We start from the raw sequence: 24865 nt of genomic DNA, 5'->3' as shown, positions 1-24865 counted from the left end.
AATACCCGTACACCGATGAAAACACCTATTTACCTACTTCTAATCGTTTGTATTTTTGCATCCTGCAACACCAAACAGACACAAGCTGAAATTGATTACACATCGTATGTAAATCCTTTTATTGGCACCGATTTCACAGGAAACACTTATCCCGGCGCACAAGCCCCCTTCGGTATGGTGCAGCTCAGCCCGGACAACGGACTTCCGGGATGGGACCGCATCTCCGGCTATTTTTATCCGGACAGCACCATCGCCGGCTTCAGCCATACCCACCTTTCGGGAACAGGTGCAGGCGACTTGTACGACATCTCTTTCATGCCGGTCACACTGCCCTACAAAGAGGCAGAAGCGCCGCTGGGCATCTACTCCAAGTTTTCTCACGATGAAGAGAGCGCCTATGCAGGCTACTATCAAGTACGTCTGAAAGACTACCATATCAATGTGGAACTGACCGCAACCGAACGTTGTGGCATCCAGCGATACACCTTCCCCAAAGCCGAAGCCGCCATCTTCCTGAATCTGAAGAAAGCCATGAACTGGGACTTCACAAACGATTCGCACATCGAAGTAGTGGACTCTGTGACGATTCAAGGATACCGTTACTCCGACGGCTGGGCACGCGACCAGCGAATCTACTTCCGCACCCGCTTCTCGAAGCCTTTCGACAAGGTGGAACTGGATACGACTGCCATTATCAAAGACAAGCAACACATCGGTACGGCTGTCATCGCACGTTTTGACTTCCATACCGAAGAAGGAGAACAGATTCTCGTCAATACCGCCATTTCCGGCGTCAGCATGGAAGGCGCAGCCAAGAACCTGCAAGCCGAAGTGCCCGAAAATGACTTCGACAAGTATCTGGCAGAAACAAAAGCAAACTGGAACCGCCAACTGGGAAAGATCGAAGTCGAGGGTGACAATCAAGACGATAAAGTAAACTTTTATACGGCTCTGTACCACTCGATGATCGCACCTACGATTTACAGTGACGTAGACGGAGCCTATTACGGTCCCGACAAAAAAGTACATCAGAGTGACGGCTGGGTGAATTACAGCACTTTCTCCCTTTGGGATACCTACCGTGCCGCCCATCCCCTTTTCACATATACCGAACCGGAACGTGTCAACGACATGGTAAAATCCTTCATCGCCTTCTTTGAACAGAACGGACGCCTGCCCGTATGGAACTTCTACGGGAGTGAAACCGATATGATGATCGGCTATCATGCCGTTCCCGTGATTGTAGACGCTTATCTGAAAGGTATAGGCAACTTTGATGCGGAGAAAGCACTGGCCGCCTGCGTAGCTACCGCCAACTTGGATAACTACCGGGGCATCGGGCTATACAAGCAATTAGGCTATATTCCTTACAACGTGACAGATCATTACAATGCCGAAAATTGGTCACTGTCCAAAACACTGGAATATGCATTTGACGATTACTGCATCGCTGAGATGGCGAACAAGATGGGCAAGAAGGAGATAGCGGACGAATTCTACAAACGTTCTCAGAACTACAAGAATGTTTACAACCCGGCCACTTCGTTCATGCAGCCGCGTGACGATAAAGGAAACTTTATCAAAGACTTCAAAGCCGACGAATACACTCCGCATATCTGCGAAAGCAACGGCTGGCAATACTTCTGGTCCGTGCAGCATGACATAGATGGTCTGATTGATCTCACAGGAGGTAAAAACCGCTTTGCAGAGAAACTGGACAGCATGTTTACCTACCATCCGGCAGCCGACGAAGAACTTCCCATCTTCAGCACGGGAATGATCGGGCAATATGCTCACGGCAATGAGCCGAGCCATCACGTAATCTATCTCTTCAATGCCGTAGGACAACAGAACCTGACACAGAAATACGTTGCCAAGGTAATGAACGAGCTTTACAAGAACGAGCCTGCCGGTCTTTGCGGAAACGAAGACTGCGGACAAATGTCTGCCTGGTACGTATTCAGCGCGATGGGATTCTATCCCGTCAATCCGGTCAGCGGAAAGTATGAAATAGGTACTCCCCTGTTCCCGGAGATGAAGTTGCATCTGGCTAACGGAAAGACATTTACAGTACTTGCTCCCAAAGTGAGCAAAGAGAATATTTACATTCAATCTATCAAAGTAGACGGTCAACCGTACAACAAGACCTACCTTACCCATGAACAGATTATGAGCGGTACCACCGTCGAATTTGAAATGGGGAATACTCCCTTAGTGGAAGTCGAATTTGAAGAACAGACCCAGTAGGTCCACCTAAACTAATCTATCGGAAAAATGAATGAAAACTTCGACTTAACCTACAAAGCTCTATTCCGCAGGTACTACCCCAGCCTGATATTCTATGCCACCCGACTGGTGGGAGAAGAAGAGGCGGAGGATGTAGTGCAGGACGTGTTCGTAGAGCTTTGGAAACGAAAAGACAGCATAGAGATAGGAGAGCAGATTCAGGCTTTCCTCTATCGTGCTGTCTATACACGTGCCCTTAACGTATTGAAACATCGTAATGTAGAAGATGGCTATTGCGCCGCCATGGAAGAGATAAACCGGAGGCGTGCAGAGTTTTATCAGCCGGACAATAACGAAGTGATCCGCAAGATCGAAGACCAGGAATTGCGGAAAGAGATTCACGATGCGATCAATGAGCTTCCGGACAAGTGCAAAGAAGTTTTCAAGCTCAGCTATCTGCACGACATGAAAAATAAGGAGATAGCCGATGTACTGGGAGTTTCACTCCGCACGGTAGAGGCACATATGTATAAGGCTTTGAAGTTCCTGCGAAATCGTCTCGGACATCTTTGGTTCATTCTCCTCTTATTTTTATTGGATTAAAGATAAGTGTTTTTGGGGTTTCAGTTGTATTACTTATATGAAGGAAAAGAAAATGAGAAATCTGAGCGAAGAAATAATAAACAAATATCTGACTGGTCAGTGTTCTGAAGAAGAGCTGATGGAGGTAAATGCCTGGATCAGCGAATCGGACGAAAATGCCCGCCAGTTGTTCCGCATGGAAGAAATTTATCATCTGGGTAAGTTTGACCATTATGCCGATGAACAGAGAATGGCTAATGCGGAAAAAAGGCTTTATAAACAACTGTCGCAAGAGAAAAAGAAGAAAGATAAAGTACTGCATATGCATCGCTGGATGAGATATGCGGCCATCCTTGCCGTCGCTTTACTAATGGGCGGAGGAGCCGGATATTGGTTCTACAACCGGCCGGAACATCAGATGCTGGTAGCCGTTGCCAATGAAGGCATCGTGAAGGAAGTTGTCTTGCCAGATGGAACGAAAGTCTGGCTGAACAATGCCGCCACGCTGAAGTACCCGCGCGAATTCTCCGAAAAAGAACGTAATGTGTATCTGGACGGAGAAGCCTATTTCGAAGTGACCAAGAACCGCCATAAACCATTCACGGTAGAAAGCGACGCTATGCGCGTACGTGTACTGGGAACCACTTTCAACTTCAAATGCGACAAACGTTGCCGGATAGCGGAAGCAACCTTGATCGAAGGAGAAATCGAAGTGAAAGGCAACAAGGACGAAGGACAAATTGTCCTCGCCCCCGGTCAGCGTGCCGAACTGAACAGAAACAGCGGACGGCTGACGGTGAAACAGGTCGACGCGAAACTGGATGCTGTATGGCGTGACAATCTGATACCATTCAATAAAGCAAACATATTTACCATCACCAAGGCACTGGAACGCTTCTACGACGTGAAGATCATTCTGTCTCCTGACATTCGGTCGGACAAAACATATTCGGGTGTATTGAAGAAAAAATCAACCATCGAATCGGTATTGAAATCCTTGCAGAATTCCATACCTATTGAATATAAAATCGTAGGAAACAACATCTTTATCTCTTCAGATAAGAAATGAGTCCTGTGTTAAACTTAAACTAATAAACGACATGAAATTAAAGACACTTCTGATAGGATGTTTCGGAGGATTTATAATGCTCAACTCCTGCACAGAGTCCCCCAGTGTAAAAGATTATAGTGCTTATGTCAATCCTTTCATAGGCACCGGCGGACATGGACATACTTTCCCCGGAGCTGTAGTTCCGCACGGTATGATCCAGCCCAGTCCGGACACCAGGATCGACGGCTGGGACGCCTGCTCCGGTTATTATTACGACGACAACACGATCAACGGTTTTTCGCATACCCACGTCAGCGGTACAGGCTGTTGTGACTACGGAGACGTATTACTGATGCCGACTGTCGGCAAGCCGCAGTATCTGACAACTGATCCGGAAAGCCAGAAACTGGCTTACGCCTCTGCTTTCTCGCACGAGAATGAGACAGCGGAACCCGGATATTACTCCGTCTTCCTCGACACCTATCAGGTAAAAGCGGAGATCACGGCTACCAAGCGCGGCGCCATCCACCGCTACACTTTCCCCGAAAGCACAGAATCCGGATTTATCATCGACCTGGACTACAGCCTGCAACGGCAGACCAACTACGAGATGGAAATCGAAGTAATCAGCGACACGGAAATCTGCGGACACAAGAAGACGACTTACTGGGCTTTCGACCAGTATATTAACTTCTACGCCAAGTTCTCCAAACCGTTCGCATATACCCTCATCACCGACTCTGTCACGATGGACAACGGCAAGCGCCTGCCTGTATGCAAAGCGGTGCTGCACTTCAATACAAAGAAAGACGAAGAAGTACTGGTAAAAGTGGGTGTATCTGCCGTCGATATCGCCGGCGCACGCAAGAATGTGGAATCCGAAATTCCCGAATGGGACTTCGACAAGGTACGAAAAGACGCCCGCACTGCCTGGAACAATTATCTGTCTAAAATAGACATCACCACTTCCGATAAAGAAGATAAAACCATCTTTTATACCGCCCTGTATCATACGGCCATCAGCCCGAACCTGTTTACGGATGCGGACGGACGCTATCTCGGCATGGATCTCGAAGTACATCAGGGAGATACCATCAATCCGCTGTATACTGTCTTCTCCCTGTGGGATACTTTCCGCGCGCTGCACCCGCTGATGACGATCATTGACCCGAATCTGAACAATCAGTTCATCAATTCACTGATTAGGAAACATCAGGAAGGCGGAATATACCCGATGTGGGATCTGGCTTCCAACTACACTGGAACGATGATCGGATATCATGCAGTCCCGGTTATCGTGGATGCCTATATGAAAGGTTACCGCAATTTTGATGCTCACGAAGCATACAAAGCCAGTCTGCGGGCAGCCGAATATGACACGACAGGCATCAAATGCCCCGATCTGGTGCTGCCGCATCTGATGCCCAAAGCGAAGTATTATAAAAACGCTATCGGCTACATCCCCTGCGACCGCGAAAATGAATCTGTAGCCAAAGCATTGGAATATGCCTACGACGACTGGTGTATCTCCATCTTTGCCGAAGCGATGAACGACTTCGAAAACAAAGCAAAGTATGAACGTTTCGCTAAAGCCTATGAGTTCTATTTCGACAAATCGACCCGTTTCATGCGCGGACTGGATTCGAATGGCGAATGGCGCACCCCGTTCAACCCGCGTGCCTCCACTCACCGTAGTGATGACTATTGCGAAGGAACCGCTTGGCAATGGACCTGGTTTGTTCCGCACGATGTGGAAGGACTTGTGAAACTGATGGGAGGCGAGGACGCTTTTGTAGAAAAGCTGGATTCGCTGTTTACAGTCGATTCGAGTCTGGACGGAGAAACCACCTCGGCTGATATCAGCGGACTGATCGGTCAGTATGCACATGGCAATGAGCCGAGTCATCACGTGATTCATCTGTACAACTATGTGAATCGTCCGTGGAGAACGCAGGAATTAGTGGACAGTGTCTACCGGAGCCAGTATGCCAACAACGTAGACGGGTTGTCCGGGAATGAAGACTGCGGACAGATGTCGGCATGGTATATACTCAACTCGATGGGATTCTATCAGGTATGTCCGGGCAAACCGGTGTATTCTATCGGACGTCCGGCTTTCGACAAAGCCGTGATCAATCTCCCCGGTGAAAAGACATTCAGCATCGTGGCGAAGAACAACTCCAAAAGCAACAAATACATCGAAAGCGTATTGCTGAACGGCAAACCTCTGGACACGCCTTTCTTCGGACATCAGGACATTGTAGCGGGCGGAGTCATGGAGATCAGAATGACTGACCACCCTACACAATGGGGAGTCAGACAGTAGCCAACATTCCGGATACCTGACATCACGCCGTCATTCTTCGCTATGCTCCGGATGACAGCGTGATGTTTCTCAATAATCATATAAACCATTACTTATCATGAAAAGACTCTTATTAATAGCCTGTATACTTAATTGCACGCTATTGTCCCAAGCCAAAGACTGGACGCAGTACGTCAATCCGCTGATGGGTTCCCAATCTACTTTTGAGTTATCAACAGGCAATACCTATCCGGCTATTGCCCGTCCCTGGGGTATGAACTTCTGGACTCCACAGACAGGCAAAATGGGAGACGGATGGCAATATACCTATACCGCCAACAAAATCCGCGGGTTCAAACAGACACACCAGCCCAGTCCGTGGATCAATGATTATGGTCAGTTCTCGATAATGCCGATAGTGGGCCAACCGGTGTTTGACGAAGAGAAACGGGCAAGCTGGTTTGCACATAAAGGGGAAGTGGCAACTCCTTACTACTACAAAGTATACCTGGCAGAACACGATATAGTCACCGAAATGACACCGACGGAACGTGCTGTGCTTTTCCGTTTCACATTCCCGGAGAATGATCATTCTTATGTGGTCGTAGATGCCTTCGACAAAGGTTCTTACATCAAAATTATTCCGGAAGAGAATAAGATAATCGGTTATACCACACGCAACAGCGGTGGTGTTCCTGAAAACTTCAAGAACTACTTTATCATTGAGTTCGACAAGCCTTTCACCTATAAGGCCACGGTAGAGAACGGAAATCTGCAAGAGAACGTAGCGGAACAGACAACCGACCATGCCGGAGCGATCATCGGATTCAAAACCCGCAAAGGAGAGCAGGTGAACGCACGTATCGCCTCTTCTTTTATCAGCTTCGAGCAGGCTGCCGCTAATATGAACGAACTGGGCAAAGATAATATAGAACAACTCGCCCAAAAAGGAAAAGATGCCTGGAATCAGGTGCTGGGCAAAATAGAAGTAGAAGGCGGCAATCTGGATCAGTACCGTACATTCTACTCCTGCCTGTATCGTTCACTGCTTTTCCCGCGCAAGTTCTATGAGCTGGATGCGAACGGTCAGCCCATTCATTACAGTCCGTATAACGGACAGGTACTTCCGGGATATATGTTTACCGATACCGGCTTCTGGGATACATTCCGCTGCCTCTTCCCGCTGTTGAATCTGATGTACCCGTCGGTTAATAAGGAGATGCAGGAAGGGTTGATCAATACATACCTTGAAAGCGGTTTCTTCCCCGAATGGGCAAGTCCGGGGCACAGAGGTTGCATGGTTGGAAATAACTCCGCATCAATCCTGGTAGACGCCTATATGAAAGGAGTAAAAGTCGATGATATCAAGACGTTGTATGAAGGACTGATTCACGGAACGGAGAATGTGCATCCGGAGGTTTCTTCTACCGGACGATTGGGATACGAGTATTATAATAAACTGGGATACGTACCCTACGATGTGAAAATCAACGAGAACGCCGCCCGTACTCTGGAGTATGCATACGATGACTGGTGTATCTATCGGTTGGCTAAAGAACTGAAACGTCCCAAGAAAGAAATCAGCCTGTTTGCCAAACGTGCCATGAATTACAAGAATCTTTTCGATAAAGAATCCAAGCTGATGCGTGGTCGCAACGAAGACGGTACATTCCAGTCTCCTTTCTCACCACTGAAATGGGGAGATGCCTTTACGGAAGGAAACAGCTGGCATTATACCTGGTCTGTCTTCCACGATCCGCAGGGACTTATTGACCTGATGGGCGGGAAAGAGATGTTTGTTACCATGATGGATTCCGTATTTGCCGTACCGCCCATTTTTGATGACAGCTATTACGGACAAGTGATTCACGAAATTCGTGAAATGACAGTGATGAATATGGGCAACTATGCACATGGTAATCAGCCGATCCAGCACATGATCTACCTCTATGACTATGCGGGACAACCGTGGAAGGCTCAATATTGGTTACGTCAGGTAATGGACAGAATGTACACGCCCGGACCGGACGGTTACTGCGGAGACGAAGACAACGGACAAACTTCTGCCTGGTATGTGTTCTCTGCGCTGGGTTTCTACCCTGTTTGCCCTGGAACGGACGAATATGTGATGGGAACTCCTCTGTTCAAAAAGGCTACTCTTCACTTCGAGAACGGCAATAGTCTTGTTATCGACGCGCCCAATAACAGCACGGAAAATTTCTATATTGATTCCATGAGCTTCAATGGTGCTGATCATACCAAGAATTATCTGCGTCACGAAGATTTGTTCAAGGGAGGTACTATCAAAGTAGACATGAGTAATCGGCCGAATCTGAACAGAGGAACCAAAGAAGAGGATATGCCTTATTCTTTTTCCAAAGAATAGTAGTTAGTTCATCGATTAAATTCACGTTCCTATATTAGGCCCTTTTTCTTCCGGTTTTCTGACTTTCTCTCTGTTCTGAAAGACTTTATCCGGATAATGGCAAAAAAAACGATAGCCTGAAAGTAAACTTCTTTACTTTCAGGCTATTTTTCAGTTAGTATTCACTACTTTTGCCGGACAAACAACTATAAATCATGGAAGAAGAAATTGACTTTACCAAAGTCCCCTATCAGTACGCAATGTGCCTCAATCGGGAATGTTCAAAAGCAAACACTTGCTTAAGACTACTTACAGCACAAAGCGTACCGGAAAAGATTGAATACTGGGTTATTATCAGTCCCAAACATCTCGCTGCCCAACAAGGGAATTGTCCTTATTATCGTTCTAATGTCAAAGTACGTTATGCTAAGGGATTCATCAGAATGTTAGAAGACTTGCCTTATAAGCAAATGCAAACTGTCATATCGCATTTAATGAGCTATTTTGGTCGCAGAACTTACTACCGCATCCGCAAAGGCGAACGCCTCCTTACCCCCTCCGAGCAACAAAGAATATTAAATATCCTCAAGAATTGCGGAGCAACTCATCTACAAAACTTTGATGCATACGTTGAAGATTATGACTGGTGATCGGCAGTAACACGAAGTGATACTACTGTTACGCTCAGAAGACACAACTGTCACCATTTGGTGGCACTGTTGTCACATATTGGTGTCATTGTTGTGCCAACGGCTTGGCACAACAATGACACCGTAGTGGCACAACTGTGCCAAGCCCTTGGCACAAGGGTTCCCTTACGAGGAGACAGGGAGGGACATAGTAGCTTATACAAGAAAAGAGCCAGGCTTTCAAAATGAAGCCTGGCTCTAAAATTAACTTATCTGCTAATGACTAGACTTTACTGAGCGTTGTAGATATAAACTTCAGTTACATCAATATATGAACCAAAGCCTTCCAATAATTCAACCTTTACATAACGAGCTGTTATAGAAGAGAAGAATTGGAAATAATGATTACCCACACGAGGAACTTCCAACACTCCCTGTGGAGTCCAGTTTTCATTATCCAATGAAGTTGAAATACGTACTTTCTTAGAAGCATACGTATAATAATAATCCATACCCAAAGCATTAAAAGTCTGTGCTGATTTCATATCAATAACAAACCAGAATGGATTATAACTATATACATCTGATCCATAGCTTCCTCCATTACCATCAATCAAATAACTAGCTCTACCGGAGACACCAGAAGGAATCTCCGCACTCCAACCTGCTTTCGACAATTCAGTCCAGTTACTACCTATAACAGACAAATATTTAAAGTTTCTAAGTACTTTATCCACATTAAAGGTTAAGAAGTTCTCCTTACTATTAACCTTCACAACGGGGTCTTCACTTTCTGCTGATGCAGTAACAACAAGAGTGTGAGATTCTTCTCCAGCTGTTGTCAGCAAGAAATCATCAGTAATAGTCCAGGTAACCTCTGCTGATTCTAACTCTCCGGCAGCTATGGTAATTTCAGCAGGAGTAACAGTGATATCATTCATGAACTGTTCATCCAATCCCGTAGTGGCAAGTTTCACTTTTACGTCTTTTCTTGCCGGCTTATCCAACTTCATCTTGAAAGTATAGGATATAGGATCAGGATTTACAATCGCTCCTTGAGAGAAAGCACGTTCAAATGTAACGTTATTACCGCTCTCACCAACCACAGAGCATGAAGCTGTGTATGCCTCCTTCTCTATTACAACTTTAGATTGTATTGGTTCAGTTCCTATCTTATATCCTTCCACACTGGCTTTCACCCCTAATTCATAAGTAGTCGCATCATAATTGGATGCTGCAAAACTAAAATCTTCATCCTTCAAAGTCACAGTGACAGAAGCATCTGTTGAACCGGCAGGAAGAACTACTTTAGTGGCACTGATCTCTACATTTTCTTTTGGGATATTAGTATTTATAATATCAAAAGTCACTGTAGCATCTTCCGGTGATGCAGCAAAATGGAATGTATAAGTTCTAGTGACAGGGCCATCTAATTCCAATGTACCATCAGATTTGTAAACCGCAGTCAACGTCGCTTTAGACGCTCCTTCCGCATCGTCAATCGTTATAGCAGGCTGATTCACCGGATATTTAACCAAATCCACCACCTCATCATCCTGACATCCAGCAAAAGTAACGAATGATCCTATTGCCAGAGATAAAAAGAGTTTATAATGTGCTTTCATATTCTTGTTTTTTATTTGTTCCTATTTTATTTAAAGATCATCCGGATATTTATATGGCGTCGGATCATTCTTCTTGTAGAATATAGTCGGTGCTGCTACATTGGACCCGTACAATACTTCGCCACCACCTTGAAGACGGCTGAAAACACTACCATATTTAGCCGGACTTGGAGCAAATCCCATAAACCATCCATACCCTCCATCTATCATACTTTGAGCTTTAGAGGCAGATAAACTACCGCCACCACCTAAGTTGAATTCCATTGAAATACCGGAGCATTGTTTCTTTGTCATTTGTCCGATAGGATATGCAGCACTACCATAGTTGGCTACCACAATATCTATCCATTCTTTTGCATCTACCCCGTCGACAGTAGCTACACCATACATCTGTCCCCAATCAAATACAGTAACCAGTTTATCCGGCATTGCCTGTTTGGTTTCATAACACAGACGAGCTGCAGCAGCCGTACTTGGATTAGTAAGAGACGGATTGCTCAAATCAGGACTGTTTGAATACTCATCGTCATAATTTACTCCATCCAAGTTATATGCCTTACAATACTGAGCAACTTCGCGGGCAAAGTCTTTAGCACCTTGTTCGGAAAGCTGTGCCAAGCCTGTAATGTCATGGTTACCAAGCAGTCCTAACAATACTTTCACACCACGTCTACGCAGTGGCTGAAGAAGAGTTTCATTATTATCCAACAGATACTGTACATTCGGGTTACATTGTACACGAGGACGTCCTGCTTCAGCATCATAGTTGATATTAGCAGCAAACAGTACAACAACATCCCAAAGAAGTTTTCCATTCTCTAATTGGAAAGAAAGAGTATTCAGCGGATTTACGTCATTTACTTCAAAGAACAAATAACCTTGCATTACACCTTCTCCTTTATATGCATCACCGGCATTTCGCATATCTTTCACCAGATAAATACAATGTTTCGCATCTTCATCTTTAATAGTGATATCACTACTCTGATCACTGATAGCTACCGGAATAGCATATGTTTTATCTTCCTGCAGACCTTCTCCTGCCCGAATAGTCATCTCTACCTCCGCTGATTTAGTATTAGCGTTCACTGTAAGTATTCCTTCGTTAGCAAAGGTAACCAAGTCCTGCGGATACAATGCAAAATCTGTATTATGCGCCTTATTATACGTTTCCAAATAAGCAGCATCAATTTTCACTTTTGCCGATGTAGCTGTATTAGGTGTCTTGCTCAACCCCATTTTTACTGTAGTAGCATAAGTCTCACCGTGCAATTCGACAACCTTAGAAACTAAGTTCGACTTTCCATCACGCAGATATGCATTATTTTCATAAATGCCACTGTAGGCCGACTCATCAATATTCTTTCCGACCTCAAGATCATCAGCACAAGAGGTCAAGAATGCAGTACTGCTCACAATCATGGCAGCGAACAAACCCGAAGTTATATATTTCATATTCATAATGAATTCTTGAATAAAAGATTAAACCAACAATTAATTTATCTTAGGAATCTCTACTTTTACCCAAGTAGGATCGCCCGAACCTGTAATATCATTACCATGTCCAGTCTGGTCGGTAATAACATTTCCAGCACCTTCATTAAACTTCCAGTAAGCAACCAGTCCTTCACTGGCAGGATCTACTTCATAAGGATTAGTGGCAATTTGCTCTGCCGTTCTTTGCACTGACCACACGCGGACTTCTGAAATATCTCCCGGCAACCAACGAGTATCATCCCAAGCGCGACCAATATAACAACCACTGCTCAAAGATACATTACCTGAAGCTGCTTCGTCTTTATAAACAGGCACACCATCTTTATAATAGATTCGTTCTTTTGTTGTATTATCATAAACAATGGCAATGTGTACCCACTCATTAACCGGTAAACCCGGAACAACATTCGGACCTGGGAAATTACCACCGGGAGCTACTACCTGAACTTGATCACGTGGACGGTCAGCATCACCAATACGTACAAGGAATTTACCTTCAATACCGAAAACAGAACTCAGGGCATTATCACGTCCTGCTACCCAGTCTTCACTACGAACCAAAGCTTCAATAGTAACAGTAGAAAGACTATTCACACTGCTCTTCCAGTTAATTGGGAAATAGATTTCTTTGATATTTGCCACTACATTAATAAGGGCAGCACCCTTAAATATGAAATAAGCAGTACGGGCACTTTCGAGTACATCAATATTGGATGCATCTAGAATGGTGACGGGCAATACATATCGTTTTGACTTATCCAATTCGTTGGTATTCTTAAAGTCAATCACAATATTATCACTGGAAATATCCCCTGCCTTAATAGTAGCAGTTTTTGTTGGCATATTATAAAAATATGAATCCAGTGCAGTTGCGTTATCATTGTAAATCAAATTATATGCTGCTGTCATAGCGGGAGCCGCATCAAAGCTTATTTGAATATCTTGTTCTGCCGGCGATGCTATACGATAGCTAAGTTCACGGGTAGCCTCAGTTATACTGGGCTTAATCAGCAAATCATCACAAACAGGAGCCGAGCTAACATAGAGTTTATTGTCATAATGATGCTCTTCATTGATATCTTCATTCTTACAACCACTCACTGTGACTGTTGTAAGAGCCAAAAGCGCAAAACAATATTTATAGAGTTTCATTTCTATTCTTATTTATTAGGATTCATAATACGAATAACTTCACGCACATATCCATAAGTATTGTTATAATAATCATTATGGACATTCATAATAAAGATTCCTTTCCGGGTGTAATTAGGAGATGCTTCAACCATCCACTGGGCTGCTCCCGGAGCTGCTACTAGTTTATTGCCTTTTTCATCCACTGTACTCCAGTAACCCTTCACTTTATCCTTATCGTCAGCCTGCGGCAATTCGACACAAACGATAAAACGATCAGCAGGAACAGGATTCACTCCTTCTTCTGTACCGCCTACTGCATCTATACCCGCCTGAATAGCCAAATATGCTTTTAAAGCAAGATCATCAGCATTGGTAGAAGAAGCAGTTTTCAACATGATGTAGTCAAACTTGCTTAACATATCCATATTCTCCGGCACTAAATATTGTACATTTCCGTAGAATACCAGAGTCTTGTCATCATGATTGCCTTGCCAGTTCATCACCTCGCAAAAAAACTTCTGTTGACGGTCATTATATTCTTTCAGAGCTGCCTCCGGAAGGCTCACCAGCGAACGCCCCGTATAATCAGCAATAACACCATCAAAGTTATATTTGTCACAGAGTGCCAACATCTCATTGGTGCGTTCACCGATATACTGAAGAGCATCCTCTTCTGTCAACTCCGGTTCGGCTTTTACTTTCTCCTTCCAGGCATTTTCAATGCTGGAATAATCAATACTGTAAACCGTACGAGTTCCTTTCTCGCGTATTTTGACCATTTCTGCCTGTACTTCGGGACTTACTTCCGGATTATTCAGACAAATGAAATCAACGCTGTCAGGTACGACGGTCAGACGTTCAGCCTGCTTGCCGGGAGATCCCTTAGGGTTCTCGAAAGAAACAAAAGTGACCTTATGTTCTTCAGACTTATATCTGTTCAAATCCTTCAGATAGTCAGCATACAACTGAGGATTCTGCTCTTCAAATGTAGGAGTATTCAATTGGAGACTTTCCACATCTGTCCAATCACTACATGAAGTTATTGTCAGAGCTGATGCCAGAAACAGCAGAGCAGACAATCTATATTTCAGGTTATTTTTCATATATACTTTCCTTTAAGTTTAATATTATTTTTTAGAAGCCCACCATACATCTGTAGCCATGTTATCTGCACCGTGCAAGTAGTTGGCAATCGCATATTCTACATTTGCTTTATTGCTGACAAACTCATCCAACGGATAAGGCATACGACGCGCCCCTTTCTCTGAATCAACGACACCACCGCTCTTATTTTCTTTCACCGGGATCAGTTTCGGATATCCGGTACGGCGGAAGTCTGCCCAAGCTTCATTACCCAATTGCCAGTTGGCAATCCACTTCTGCACGATAATGCGTTCTTGCTTCTCTTCTTTGTCAGCACTATCATTCCATTTAATAGTGATATTGGACAAAGCATTCTGATAAGTGTTCGTACCTGCCGGGTCTGTATATGCAGTCGGTTTGTTTACATCATCTTTCAGATAGTCTTCCACACCGTCTGCACCCCATTGCTCAAATGACAGACGGATACCTTGATTATAGAATGATTCTGCTGTACCACCCATGCTGAAGTTAAAAACAGCTTGCCCTTCAGCACGTAAGAAAGCTACTTCGGCTGCATTCATCCAATAAAGCGGAGATGTAGGAGCAATGTTCACCCCAGAGTATTTATGTCCGGTTGTCTTCAGTTCGGGAATGACAATACCACGACGCATTCCTACATAGTCCTGTCCCGCCCATTCGGATTTTGTGAAGAACTTTTCACGTCTGTTATCCTTGTAACCATTCATATAGCAGATGATATCGGCAGCAGCATGCGTATCACCGCCAGTCAAACAGGGTACGCCGCCATGATCGGAAGTCTGTACCTGATTGTAGCGGGTAGCTACATAAATAGGATTTTGTGAAGTCTCAAAGTAGTTCCATGTTGCATTGTCCGCATTCGATTCGATGACACCTCCGTTTGCAGGATTCACAGCTTCTTCAGCCATCTGTTGAGCTTTCACCGGATTAGCATAAGCTATACGGATAGCAAGACGCAACTTCAGTGAGTTGGCAAATCTGATCCACTTCTTTACATCACCTTTATATATATAGTCGGCTGTAGGAACGAGCTGTTCGTTAGAATTCTCATTGAGTGTGGCAATAGCTGCATTCAACTCATCGAAGAATGTATTATATGTCACTTCCTGAGAATCATAAGGAGTAGCAATTTCGCCATTCGCACCTATCTGAGAATAAGGTATCGGACCGAAAGCATCAGTTACACGATGCATAGCTGCCACCTTTATCACTTGTGCAATGGCATAAGGAACCGGATCATTCGTATTTTGTGATACAAGTTTCACTTGGGTCAGATTAGAATATAATGTCGGAATAATCTTATCACTTTTCAGAAACACACGGCTCCAGTCGTCTTTCGGATTGAAGTTTGAAATGGTTTCTGTAAAACCGGCATTAGAATCGGCAAAATATCCGCCTAAAGGTCCGCCCAACAAGCAGTCTGTGAACTGAGCTGTATTTACATCCGGTGATACCACGCAACCGGCCAGGTTATTCATGGCAGATCCCAAAGCATATCCATCCGCTGACAAATCAGGAGCTTCATATGGGTTGGAATTGATATTCTCATAGTTACCGATACACGAGGACAAGGCAACGGTAAGAGATCCAAATACTAATTTATTTATTATATTTTTCATACCTATCTTGATTTATTTAGAATTTAAAGCTCAGATTAAAGCCAATATTACGCAATGAAGGCATCATAAAGTAGTCAATTCCCTGATAGAAGTTATCAGTAGATGCCACGCTTTCAGGATCGAAAGGAGCCTTGTTGTAGATCATCCAAAGATTACGTCCGATCAATGAAACTTTGATATCACACACATTGCCCAGCCATTTTCTCGGAATAGTATAACCGATAGAAGCTTCCTGCAAACGAATATTAGTAGCGGAATAAATATAATACTGAGGAACAGCCGTACCACCAGCTACTACTGAATACCAGCCTTCCGGATTTACACGGTCGTTTCCATTTACCGATACATAACCTTTGTCACGTGCAGCAGCAGATGCTTCAGAAACTCCGAAGTTATCAAGAACAGCTTGTGTACGTGAGAATACAACTCCACCCAGACGAGCTGATACAAGGAATGCCACATTAATGTTTTTCCAACTGAAATTGTTACGCCATGCCAAGTTTCCTTTCGGCAATACACTACCTAATTTGATGTAATTATTAGCTTCCAGACTCTCTGTTACAACACTGTTGTTCTCATCGATATAAACAGCTCCATTGGCATCTCTCTTCAAATCCATCAAGGAGTAAATGTCACCCATGCTTCCACCTTCTTTCAGGATGAAACGGGTACTACCCAGACCACCCATATTCAGAGAAGAAATAGAGAATTTCTCGCGAGTGATAGGATTGATGGCATTATCAGCTAAGGTAAGAATCTTATTCTTGTTCATTGAATAAGTAACTCCTGTATTCCAAGTAAAATCTTTCCATGTATTATTGTAATTCAACGCTAACTCAAGACCTTGATTGCGAACTGCACCTGTCTGAATGTAGATACGAGCATATTCACCTACCGGCAACTCAGGATTGAATGTCTGATTCATTGTCTTGGCGTTATAATAAGTCACATCCAGTTCGAAGTTCTTAAGAAAACGCATATTCATACCTACTTCAAAAGAATTGGTACGTTCCGGTTTCAAGTCATATACCGGGAAGTCAGTCAGGTTACTCCACTGACCGATACTGGTATTCCATGCGAACAAAGGATTAGCTATATATCTTTCGAATGCTGTACCTACAGAAGCAAAAGAACCGCGTATCTTCCAGTAAGACAGATAGTCCTTATTCAATTTAGGCATCAATTCAGATAACACTACAGACATACCTACCGAAGGGTAGAAGAATGATTTATTGACAGAGTTACGGCCTGCCAACTGTGAAGGCCAGTCATTACGACCTGTCAATGTCAGATAATAAGTACTTTGGTAGCCAACTTCGGCAGATGCATAGATAGACTGAGTCTGTTCACGCCATCCTGACTGCATTTTGCTTGTCTTGGTCGTACTCAGATTTTGAATATAGAAACCGTTTGTCAATCCGGCTTTTTCACCAGCAAACGTTTTTGAATCATCAGCAATAGGTCCGCGTACAGCCATTTCATCATATCGCATATCAGTAAACGATCCACCCATATTAGCTTGTAAAGACCATTTTTCACCGAATGTTTTGTTTACACTTACCAGGAAGTCTGCATACAACTGCTTTTCGTAGCTTCTGGAAATGCCATAAAGACCACGATCTGACAACTCTGTCAGCTGAGTATTTGTACTGGCATAAGCCTTTTCCGTATAATCATTGTTAGAATTATCCAGGCGGACACGTCCGGAAACATTTAACCAGTCAAGAATCTGATAATTCAGACTTGCACCTAACATATAGCGATCTTTCTTATTTTCACGCAAGTTACGGTAGTTCACCCAATAAGGATTCTGCATAGTCATATTACCATCACCTGTCGGCCAGTACTGAGTATAGATCTTACGTGCAACGTCATAGCGTTCGTACATTTTAATATCTTCCCAGTCATTACCACGAGGGAACAGATAAGCTCCTACCAACGGATTGTTGTAAGTACCCTGATTCACCATATTGCGGTCTTTCTGCAAAATGTAGCTGGCATTTACATCCAATGTCATCTTATCATCAAGAAATGAAGTAGTATTGCGTACGTTGAAATTATAACGGTCATATTTGTTGTTAGGAACGATACCTTTTGAATTAACCGCTGCAGCGGAAGCATAAGTCTGGTTCTTTTCCGAACCGGTAGAGAATGATACGCTTTCTGTACCTATAACACCAGTCTGAAAATAATCATCACGAGGATTATATCCAAAATATCTGGCTTCTGTCAGTTTAGGGCCCCAGCTACGACTGGAGTTATCATCTTTCACGCCACCAATACCTGTACCATAACGTGTCTGGAAACGAGGCATTACCAAAGGAGCATTAAACTCAACATTACTATTCACTGTGATATTCACACGACCTTCTTTTCCTTTTTTAGTAGTAATGATAATCGCACCATTGGCAGCATCAGAACCGTAAAGTGCAGCTGCTGCCGCACCAGTCAACACAGACATTGATTCAATATCTTCCGGGTTAATGTCGGCAATCGGCTCAGTATTTCCTTTAGAAGAAAACTCTGTCCCATTCACTTTATTTGCATTGGAGTACATCGGAACCCCATCTACTACATACAATGCATTGGAAGACTGCATGATAGATTTTGTACCACGCATCACTACTTTAGATACACCGCCCACTCCGGATGAAGAAGCATTGATATTAACACCTGCCACTTTACCACTCAATGAGTTAATAAAGTTAGGATCTTTATTGGTAGTCACTGCATCAGCATTTACCTGCTGTACATTGTAAGACAGCGCTTTTTCTGAGCGTTTGATTCCCAATGCCGTAACTACGACTTCATCCAAGACTTGAGCATCTTCCTTTAAAGTGATATTAATAGCAGTCTTTCCTGCTACAGCCCTCTCCAAAGTTTGATATCCAACATACGAAAATTGCAAAACTGCATTTGAACCTGTAACGACTAATGTATAATTACCATCAAAATCAGTAATAGTACCATTAGTTGTTCCTTTTTCCAATACAGAAACGCCAATCAAAGGTTCGTTATTAGCATCTACCACCTTACCTGTTACTTTCTGTTGTTGTTGAGTCGACTTTGTCGAAGAAGATGCATTTGCTTTCGACAAATAAACAACATTGTCATCAATTTTATAAACGACATTTTTCCCTTTCAAAGCCTTATCCAGTACTTCTACCAAAGAAACATCTTTAACATTCAATGACTCTATTCGCATTGAAGCCAAATTGTCATCATAAAAAAATTGATACTTGGATTGAGACTGGATTTGCTTAATCACAGTTCCTAAAGAAGAATTGGAGATCCTAATTGTTAACTGTGCTATTGCAGATTGTGCCGGAAGGGCGAATAGCATCAAGATCAACAATGCCCGAAAAATCTTCGAGCCTCTACACGAGTCATTGATTCTCATACACTTGAATTTAAGATTAAACATTAGTTTTTATATAAATATTAGAATCGATATTCCATTTATTATTTTCGATTCACATTTATATAACAACCCATACCTTGAAAAACACTTAGAGGTTTTTGAAAAAAAATAAATATAATCTCATATTTATTTTTTCACAACGAGTATCTCCCCATTCATCTAGACTGGGAATCAATTATTTACGAAGAAAAAAAAGAAATCTTTTATAAAATTTGTTCTTTGGGATAATTCACCAGATACAATGTCTTCGTGGCGCGAGTAAATGCCGTATACAACCAGCGAAAATAATCCGGAGTCAAATATTCATCCGTCATATATCCCTGATCAAGAAAAACATTCTGCCATTGCCCACCTTGTGCTTTATGACAAGTTATCGCATAAGCATATTTCACCTGCAACGCATTGTAGTGTGGATCTGCTTTCATCTTTTTCATCCGGTCCCGCTTGTTAGATATATCTGCGTAATCTTCAAGTATGGTATAAAATAATCTGTCATTATCTACTTTTGGCAATGCGGGAGAATCAGAGTGAAGAGTATCCAGCAGCAAATTGGCATCCAGTTCAAAATCATTCTGGTCAGGAAACCTGAGAGTCACTTCCGCAAAGCGAAAACCATACATCTCACGCGTCTTACGGACACGACGCACGACTGCTATTTCTCCATTGGCAATGAAGTCCATTTCCTTATATTGCTCTGTCCAATAATAATTATTTTTGGCTATCATCAACATATCTCCCGTATTCAGTTCATCTTCCCGCCAAAGGATCTGTGCACGTATTCCGTTATTATATAGGTTCGCGCGTTTATTAGAACGACAGATCACAATCGTCTCATCCATGCCGTCATGATCATAACAACTAGTGATGGCATCAATCAATTCCGTACCCGGCACCATCTTTATATCTGGAAAACCTGTTATCTTTATTTTAGGTAAAGAGTAGCAATTATCTTCCGCTATCAGCTGACGCAATTGAGTCGCATTCCACAAAATGCCCGATTCCTGTATCTGACGAACCACTTGCGTCAAGTCAACTTCCCGCACTTCCAATCCATATCCCTTTAATGCATCTGCAAAAAGTGCCGGACTCAACTCCTCACCTACCGGAGGAAGCTGCGCAGTATCTCCCATCAACAAAAGACGGCACCCCTGACCGGAATAAACAAACTGTATCAGGTCGTCCAATAATCTTCCCGTCCCAAACATACTGCCCGACAATCCTTCATTGGAAATCATTGAAGCTTCGTCGACTATAAACAAAGTATTCGTAGCAAGATTGTCATTTATTGAAAAATTACTGGTTTCATTAGAAAACGACTGCTGCCGGTATATTTTCTTATGAATTGTAAAAGCCGGGTGACCGGCATATGATGAAAAAACTTTTGCAGCACGACCGGTAGGAGCCAGTAACACAGCCTTTTGCTGTAACTGATCCATCGTCTTTACCAATGCCCCTACCAAAGATGTTTTACCAGTACCGGCATAGCCTCTGAGGATAAATACTTCATCCGCCAGTGTGGAAAGCAGAAACTCTGAAAGAGATTTTACAGCTATTTCCTGCTCAAAAGTTGGTTGATAAGGAAAATTTTCCTTAATTTGCCTTTCTAAATAGTTATTTATCATTTTTGTACGAGAAAAAAGTTCCCGGAACTATCGTATTTAAATTTATTTATTCTATTTTTGCGATGCGAATATAACAACTAAAAACATAATTTATCATGAAAACAGTATTTAATATTGTATTAGTACTCTGTGCTGCTGCATTAATCTACATTTGCTATAGCAGTATTATGGGTCCTATCAATTTTGAAAAAGCGAAAAAGGAAAGAGAGCAGGCTGTCATTGCCCGTTTGATCGACATCCGTAAAGCACAACAGGAATACCGTTCGCTTCATCACGGAATGTACACAGAACATTTTGACACACTGATTGATTTCGTTAAAAATCAAAAATTACCTTTCGTTATGAAAGTTGGTCAGCTGACAGACGACCAATTGGAAAGCGGCTTGACTGAGAAGAAAGCAATGGCAATCATCAACAAAGCTAAAAAAACAGGCAAGTATGATGAAGTTAAGAAAAACGGACTTGAAAACTTTAAGCGTGACACCATGTGGGTAGCTGTAATGGACACCATCTATCCAAAAGGTTTCAATGCAGATTCAATGAAGTACATTCCTTATGGCAACGGTGCTATCTTTGAAATGAATGTTAAAAACGACACAGCTAAATCAGGTGCTCCTGTATACTTGTTTGAAGTGAAAGCTCCATATGAAACTTACTTGGGCGGACTTGACAGACAAGAAATTATCAATTTGAAAGACCTTAATGAAAAACTGGGCAGATACTCAGGTTTGATGGTAGGTTCTATTGACAATCCTAACAATGGTGCTGGTAACTGGGAATAATGATTGATTTTACAAAATCAAAACAATATACTTTATCCATCCGTCTTAGTACGGATGGATTTTCTTTTTCTATCTACAATCCGATTAACGACAATTCGCAGTCGCTGTTCGAAAAAGAGGTAGACACCTCTCTGTCTCTGACAGCCAATCTTAAAAACGTTTTCCACGAATCGGACTTTTTAAGCTACTCCTACAAACGGGTGAACATCATGATAGCCAGCAAACGCTTTACCATGATACCATTGGAACTGTTTGAGGAAGAACAGGCAGAGCTTTTATTCTATCACAATCATCAGAAACGGGAGAATGAAATAGTGATGTACAATATTCTGAAAAAGAATAATGTAGTCATAATCTTCGGCATAGACAAAAGCACCTATACATTCTTAAATGAACAATATCCCGAAGCCCGCTTCTACTCTCAGTCTACCCCGCTCATCGAGTATTTTTCTATCAAAAGCAGACTGGGGAATAGTAAGAAAATGTATGCTTCAGTACGCAAAGATGCCATTGACATTTACTGTTTCGAACGGGGGCAGCTACTTTTGGCCAACTCTTTCGAGTGCATGCAAACCGAAGATCGTATCTACTATCTATTATATGTCTGGAAGCAACTGGAATTTAATCAGGAACGGGATGAACTACATCTGACAGGCACTCTGTCGGACAAAGAGACATTGATGAACGAACTGAAAAAATTCATTCTGCAGGTATTCATTATGAATCCTGCCAACAATATTGACATGCAAGCCTTATTAACATGCGAGTAATCAGCGGTATTTATAAACGAAGAAGATTTGATGTACCACGTACATTCAAAGCACGCCCTACAACAGACTTCGCCAAGGAGAATCTGTTCAATGTACTTAATAATTATATTGATTTCGAAGAAGGAGTAACTGCACTTGACTTGTTTGCAGGCACGGGCAGTATCAGTATCGAACTGGTATCCCGAGGCTGCGACCGTGTGATCAGTGTGGAAAAAGATCCGGCTCATCACTCGTTTATCTGCAAAATAATGAAAGAAGTACAAACTGACAAATGTCTGCCTATCCGTGGCGATGTATTTAAGTTTATCAACAGCGGACGAGAGCAGTTTGATTTTATCTTTGCCGACCCTCCTTACGCTTTAAAGGAGCTGGAATCGATACCGGAACTAATATTCAAAAATAATCTGCTCAAAGAAGGAGGTTTGTTTGTATTGGAGCATGGTAAGCAAAATAACTTTGAAGATCATCCGCATTTCATAGAAAGAAGAGTCTATGGAAGTGTGAATTTCTCGCTTTTCAGATAAGATAAAAGTATATCAGATAAAGGAAGCATCCTTTTTAAAGCAGCGGAGCCAACAAACGAACGACAGACTCTGCTGCCCTCCTCCTCCACGAACGTTTCACCCAGTTTTTCAGAAAGATCTGTGTACTTTCCCGCTGATCCTGAAGGAATATCTCCTTCATTTCAAGAGCCGTTTCCACATCATACATAAAGGCATTTACTTCAAAATTATGCTCAAAACTACGGAAGTCAACATTGGTAGACCCTACTGTAGAGAGCATATCATCAGAAACCATCAGTTTGGAGTGCAGAAACCCTTTCTTATAAAAATAGACTTTGACACCTGCCTGCATCACATCTGCCAGGTAAGAATGCGATCCCAAATGAGTGATTCGGTTGTCGGCACGTTCCGGCAACATCAAACGCACATCTACTCCTGCCAGTGCAGCTGTCTGCATAGCGGCAAGTACTTGCTCTGTCGGCAGGAAATAAGGGGTTTGCATATAGAAATACTTCTTCGCTCCATTGATCGCCATAGTCAGCCCCTGCATGATTTCTTTCCAGGGGCCAATGGGTTCACTGGTAACCACCTGAACTAATGAACTTCCACAAGATTCTATCTTTGGGAAATAACGTGAAGCTGTAATCAATGTACGGTCAACGAAATACCAGTCGAGCAAAAAGGCCGTTTGCAGACCATGCACAGCCTTTCCTTCTATCAGAATATGGGTGTCACGCCAAATCCCCCATGAGAAACCACGCATATAACGTTCTGCCAGGTTCATACCTCCCACAAAACCGATACGTCCGTCTATCACGACTATTTTTCTGTGGTTACGATAATTGACCCTGCTTGTAAACAAAGGGAAGCGTACTTTCAAGAAACTCCTGACTTCAATACCTGCATTACGCATTTCCTCGAAAAAGCGGTTAGGTACATGCCAGCACCCCACATCATCATAAATTACTCTTACTTCAACCCCCTGAGATGCTTTTTCGATTAGTACATCCCTTACCAAACGTCCTATAGCATCATCTTCAAAGATATAGTATTCTATATGAATGTGTTGTTTCGCCTTTTGGAGCTCACGAAGCAATGATTGCAATTTGGTATAGCCTTCCGTATAGACAGCAATACGGTTTCCCTCAAATGGAAAAGCTTGATTGGTATGCTGGAAAAGTTGGATAAGGCGGGCATATTCTTCAGGTACATCCGAACAGTCTTGCGCCATGTATTCCGCCATAGGTTTCTTCAAAAGGCGGTCATAACTTTTTTGACCGATGATACGTTCCCGACGCTGACTCCGACCAAAGAAGAAATAAAAAACAAGACCGACAATTGGGAGGAAAAGTAATATGAGTATCCATGCCATAGTCTTCACCGGATTCCGGTTATCAAGAATGATAACGACAATCGTACTGATAATGGCTCCAAAATAAACGATATCAAAAGCAACCGTAGCTATCTGGCTAACTAGTATGTTCCAGTCAATCATAGGATACTCCTTTTTTATATGGATACTGAACAACAAATATAAAGCAAATTATCGGATAAACAAAAAAGTCCCGATGGCAAGTCATGTTAGTCATGTTCATTACCATCGGGACTTTCC

17 protein-coding genes are annotated in these 24865 nt (G+C 42.9%); 9 read left to right on the top strand and 8 right to left on the bottom strand.

Annotated elements, in window-relative coordinates:
• Window positions 1-15 precede the first annotated feature (15 nt).
• From BT_RS20155 to BT_RS20130, 6 genes are all read left to right on the top strand, one after another.
• Window positions 16-2247, top strand: a complete 2232-nt coding sequence (locus BT_RS20155; protein ID WP_011109056.1) for a GH92 family glycosyl hydrolase — start codon at window positions 16-18, stop codon at window positions 2245-2247.
• Between the two features lie 27 nt (window positions 2248-2274).
• On the top strand, window positions 2275-2829 hold the full coding sequence (locus BT_RS20150) for an RNA polymerase sigma-70 factor (protein ID WP_011109055.1): 555 nt from the start codon (window positions 2275-2277) through the stop codon (window positions 2827-2829).
• A 37-nt stretch (window positions 2830-2866) separates the two neighbouring features.
• Window positions 2867-3877, top strand: coding sequence for a FecR family protein (locus BT_RS20145; RefSeq protein WP_162303128.1), 1011 nt, complete (start codon window positions 2867-2869; stop codon window positions 3875-3877).
• A 31-nt stretch (window positions 3878-3908) separates the two neighbouring features.
• A complete protein-coding gene (locus BT_RS20140; RefSeq protein ID WP_011109053.1) occupies window positions 3909-6185 on the top strand; it encodes a GH92 family glycosyl hydrolase in 2277 nt (758 codons plus the stop codon).
• 97 nt (window positions 6186-6282) lie between these two features.
• Window positions 6283-8550: a GH92 family glycosyl hydrolase gene (locus BT_RS20135; RefSeq protein ID WP_011109052.1), complete on the top strand. Its 2268-nt coding sequence runs from the start codon at window positions 6283-6285 to the stop codon at window positions 8548-8550.
• A gap of 194 nt (window positions 8551-8744) precedes the next feature.
• The gene (locus tag BT_RS20130) at window positions 8745-9179 is read left to right on the top strand and encodes a DUF6078 family protein (protein WP_008760904.1); all 435 of its coding nucleotides are present in this window, start codon (window positions 8745-8747) and stop codon (window positions 9177-9179) included.
• Window positions 9180-9448: 269 nt separating this feature from the next.
• Here the strand turns inward: BT_RS20130 and BT_RS20125 are convergent, their stop codons facing one another.
• The 7 genes from BT_RS20125 to BT_RS20095 form a co-directional block, all read right to left on the bottom strand.
• The gene (locus tag BT_RS20125; protein ID WP_011109051.1) at window positions 9449-10783 is read right to left on the bottom strand and encodes a DUF4989 domain-containing protein; all 1335 of its coding nucleotides are present in this window, start codon (window positions 10781-10783) and stop codon (window positions 9449-9451) included.
• Window positions 10784-10813: 30 nt separating this feature from the next.
• A complete protein-coding gene (locus BT_RS20120; protein WP_008760902.1) occupies window positions 10814-12244 on the bottom strand; it encodes a BT_3987 domain-containing protein in 1431 nt (476 codons plus the stop codon).
• Window positions 12245-12277: 33 nt separating this feature from the next.
• Window positions 12278-13432, bottom strand: coding sequence for a DUF1735 and LamG domain-containing protein (locus BT_RS20115; RefSeq protein ID WP_008760901.1), 1155 nt, complete (start codon window positions 13430-13432; stop codon window positions 12278-12280).
• 8 nt (window positions 13433-13440) lie between these two features.
• The gene (locus BT_RS20110; RefSeq protein WP_011109050.1) at window positions 13441-14517 is read right to left on the bottom strand and encodes a glycoside hydrolase family 18; all 1077 of its coding nucleotides are present in this window, start codon (window positions 14515-14517) and stop codon (window positions 13441-13443) included.
• A 24-nt stretch (window positions 14518-14541) separates the two neighbouring features.
• Complete coding sequence (locus BT_RS20105) at window positions 14542-16155, bottom strand: RagB/SusD family nutrient uptake outer membrane protein (protein WP_008760899.1); 1614 nt, start codon at window positions 16153-16155, stop codon at window positions 14542-14544.
• 16 nt (window positions 16156-16171) lie between these two features.
• Complete coding sequence (locus BT_RS20100; RefSeq protein ID WP_032814420.1) at window positions 16172-19555, bottom strand: SusC/RagA family TonB-linked outer membrane protein; 3384 nt, start codon at window positions 19553-19555, stop codon at window positions 16172-16174.
• Between the two features lie 224 nt (window positions 19556-19779).
• Complete coding sequence (locus BT_RS20095) at window positions 19780-21198, bottom strand: ATP-dependent DNA helicase (protein WP_008764222.1); 1419 nt, start codon at window positions 21196-21198, stop codon at window positions 19780-19782.
• 95 nt (window positions 21199-21293) lie between these two features.
• Between BT_RS20095 and BT_RS20090 the strand changes: the two genes are divergently transcribed.
• Genes BT_RS20090 through BT_RS20080 form a run of 3 tightly spaced genes read left to right on the top strand, consistent with a single transcriptional unit; the run spans window position 21294 to window position 23274 of the window.
• Window positions 21294-21980, top strand: coding sequence for a hypothetical protein (locus BT_RS20090; protein ID WP_008760896.1), 687 nt, complete (start codon window positions 21294-21296; stop codon window positions 21978-21980).
• The gene (locus BT_RS20085) at window positions 21980-22750 is read left to right on the top strand and encodes a DUF3822 family protein (RefSeq protein WP_008764221.1); all 771 of its coding nucleotides are present in this window, start codon (window positions 21980-21982) and stop codon (window positions 22748-22750) included. The genes BT_RS20090 and BT_RS20085 overlap by 1 nt, the downstream gene beginning before the upstream one ends.
• Window positions 22741-23274 carry an RsmD family RNA methyltransferase gene (locus tag BT_RS20080; RefSeq protein ID WP_008760894.1) on the top strand — a complete coding sequence of 178 codons (534 nt, stop codon included), beginning with the start codon at window positions 22741-22743 and terminating at the stop codon, window positions 23272-23274. The genes BT_RS20085 and BT_RS20080 overlap by 10 nt, the downstream gene beginning before the upstream one ends.
• Window positions 23275-23308: 34 nt before the next feature.
• Here the strand turns inward: BT_RS20080 and cls are convergent, their stop codons facing one another.
• Window positions 23309-24748: a cardiolipin synthase gene (gene cls / locus BT_RS20075; protein WP_008764220.1), complete on the bottom strand. Its 1440-nt coding sequence runs from the start codon at window positions 24746-24748 to the stop codon at window positions 23309-23311.
• Window positions 24749-24865: the final 117 nt, after the last annotated feature.

The organism is Bacteroides thetaiotaomicron VPI-5482 (genome assembly GCF_000011065.1).
Classification (GTDB): domain Bacteria; phylum Bacteroidota; class Bacteroidia; order Bacteroidales; family Bacteroidaceae; genus Bacteroides; species Bacteroides thetaiotaomicron.
Note: the sequence above shows the minus strand (reverse complement) of the source record. Positions and strands in the feature narration are given on the sequence as shown.

Excerpts from the sequence above, each read along its gene's own strand:
- BT_RS20155 (WP_011109056.1), top strand. The coding sequence starts at position 16 with ATGAAAACACCTATTTACCTACTTCTAATCGTTTGTATTTTTGCATCC.
- BT_RS20150 (WP_011109055.1), top strand. The coding sequence starts at position 2,275 with ATGAATGAAAACTTCGACTTAACCTACAAAGCTCTATTCCGCAGGTAC.
- BT_RS20145 (WP_162303128.1), top strand. The coding sequence starts at position 2,867 with ATGAAGGAAAAGAAAATGAGAAATCTGAGCGAAGAAATAATAAACAAA.
- BT_RS20140 (WP_011109053.1), top strand. The coding sequence starts at position 3,909 with ATGAAATTAAAGACACTTCTGATAGGATGTTTCGGAGGATTTATAATG.
- BT_RS20135 (WP_011109052.1), top strand. The coding sequence starts at position 6,283 with ATGAAAAGACTCTTATTAATAGCCTGTATACTTAATTGCACGCTATTG.
- BT_RS20130 (WP_008760904.1), top strand. The coding sequence starts at position 8,745 with ATGGAAGAAGAAATTGACTTTACCAAAGTCCCCTATCAGTACGCAATG.
- BT_RS20125 (WP_011109051.1), bottom strand. The coding sequence starts at position 10,783 with ATGAAAGCACATTATAAACTCTTTTTATCTCTGGCAATAGGATCATTC.
- BT_RS20120 (WP_008760902.1), bottom strand. The coding sequence starts at position 12,244 with ATGAATATGAAATATATAACTTCGGGTTTGTTCGCTGCCATGATTGTG.
- BT_RS20115 (WP_008760901.1), bottom strand. The coding sequence starts at position 13,432 with ATGAAACTCTATAAATATTGTTTTGCGCTTTTGGCTCTTACAACAGTC.
- BT_RS20110 (WP_011109050.1), bottom strand. The coding sequence starts at position 14,517 with ATGAAAAATAACCTGAAATATAGATTGTCTGCTCTGCTGTTTCTGGCA.
- BT_RS20105 (WP_008760899.1), bottom strand. The coding sequence starts at position 16,155 with ATGAAAAATATAATAAATAAATTAGTATTTGGATCTCTTACCGTTGCC.
- BT_RS20100 (WP_032814420.1), bottom strand. The coding sequence starts at position 19,555 with ATGAGAATCAATGACTCGTGTAGAGGCTCGAAGATTTTTCGGGCATTG.
- BT_RS20095 (WP_008764222.1), bottom strand. The coding sequence starts at position 21,198 with ATGATAAATAACTATTTAGAAAGGCAAATTAAGGAAAATTTTCCTTAT.
- BT_RS20090 (WP_008760896.1), top strand. The coding sequence starts at position 21,294 with ATGAAAACAGTATTTAATATTGTATTAGTACTCTGTGCTGCTGCATTA.
- BT_RS20085 (WP_008764221.1), top strand. The coding sequence starts at position 21,980 with ATGATTGATTTTACAAAATCAAAACAATATACTTTATCCATCCGTCTT.
- BT_RS20080 (WP_008760894.1), top strand. The coding sequence starts at position 22,741 with ATGCGAGTAATCAGCGGTATTTATAAACGAAGAAGATTTGATGTACCA.
- cls (WP_008764220.1), bottom strand. The coding sequence starts at position 24,748 with ATGATTGACTGGAACATACTAGTTAGCCAGATAGCTACGGTTGCTTTT.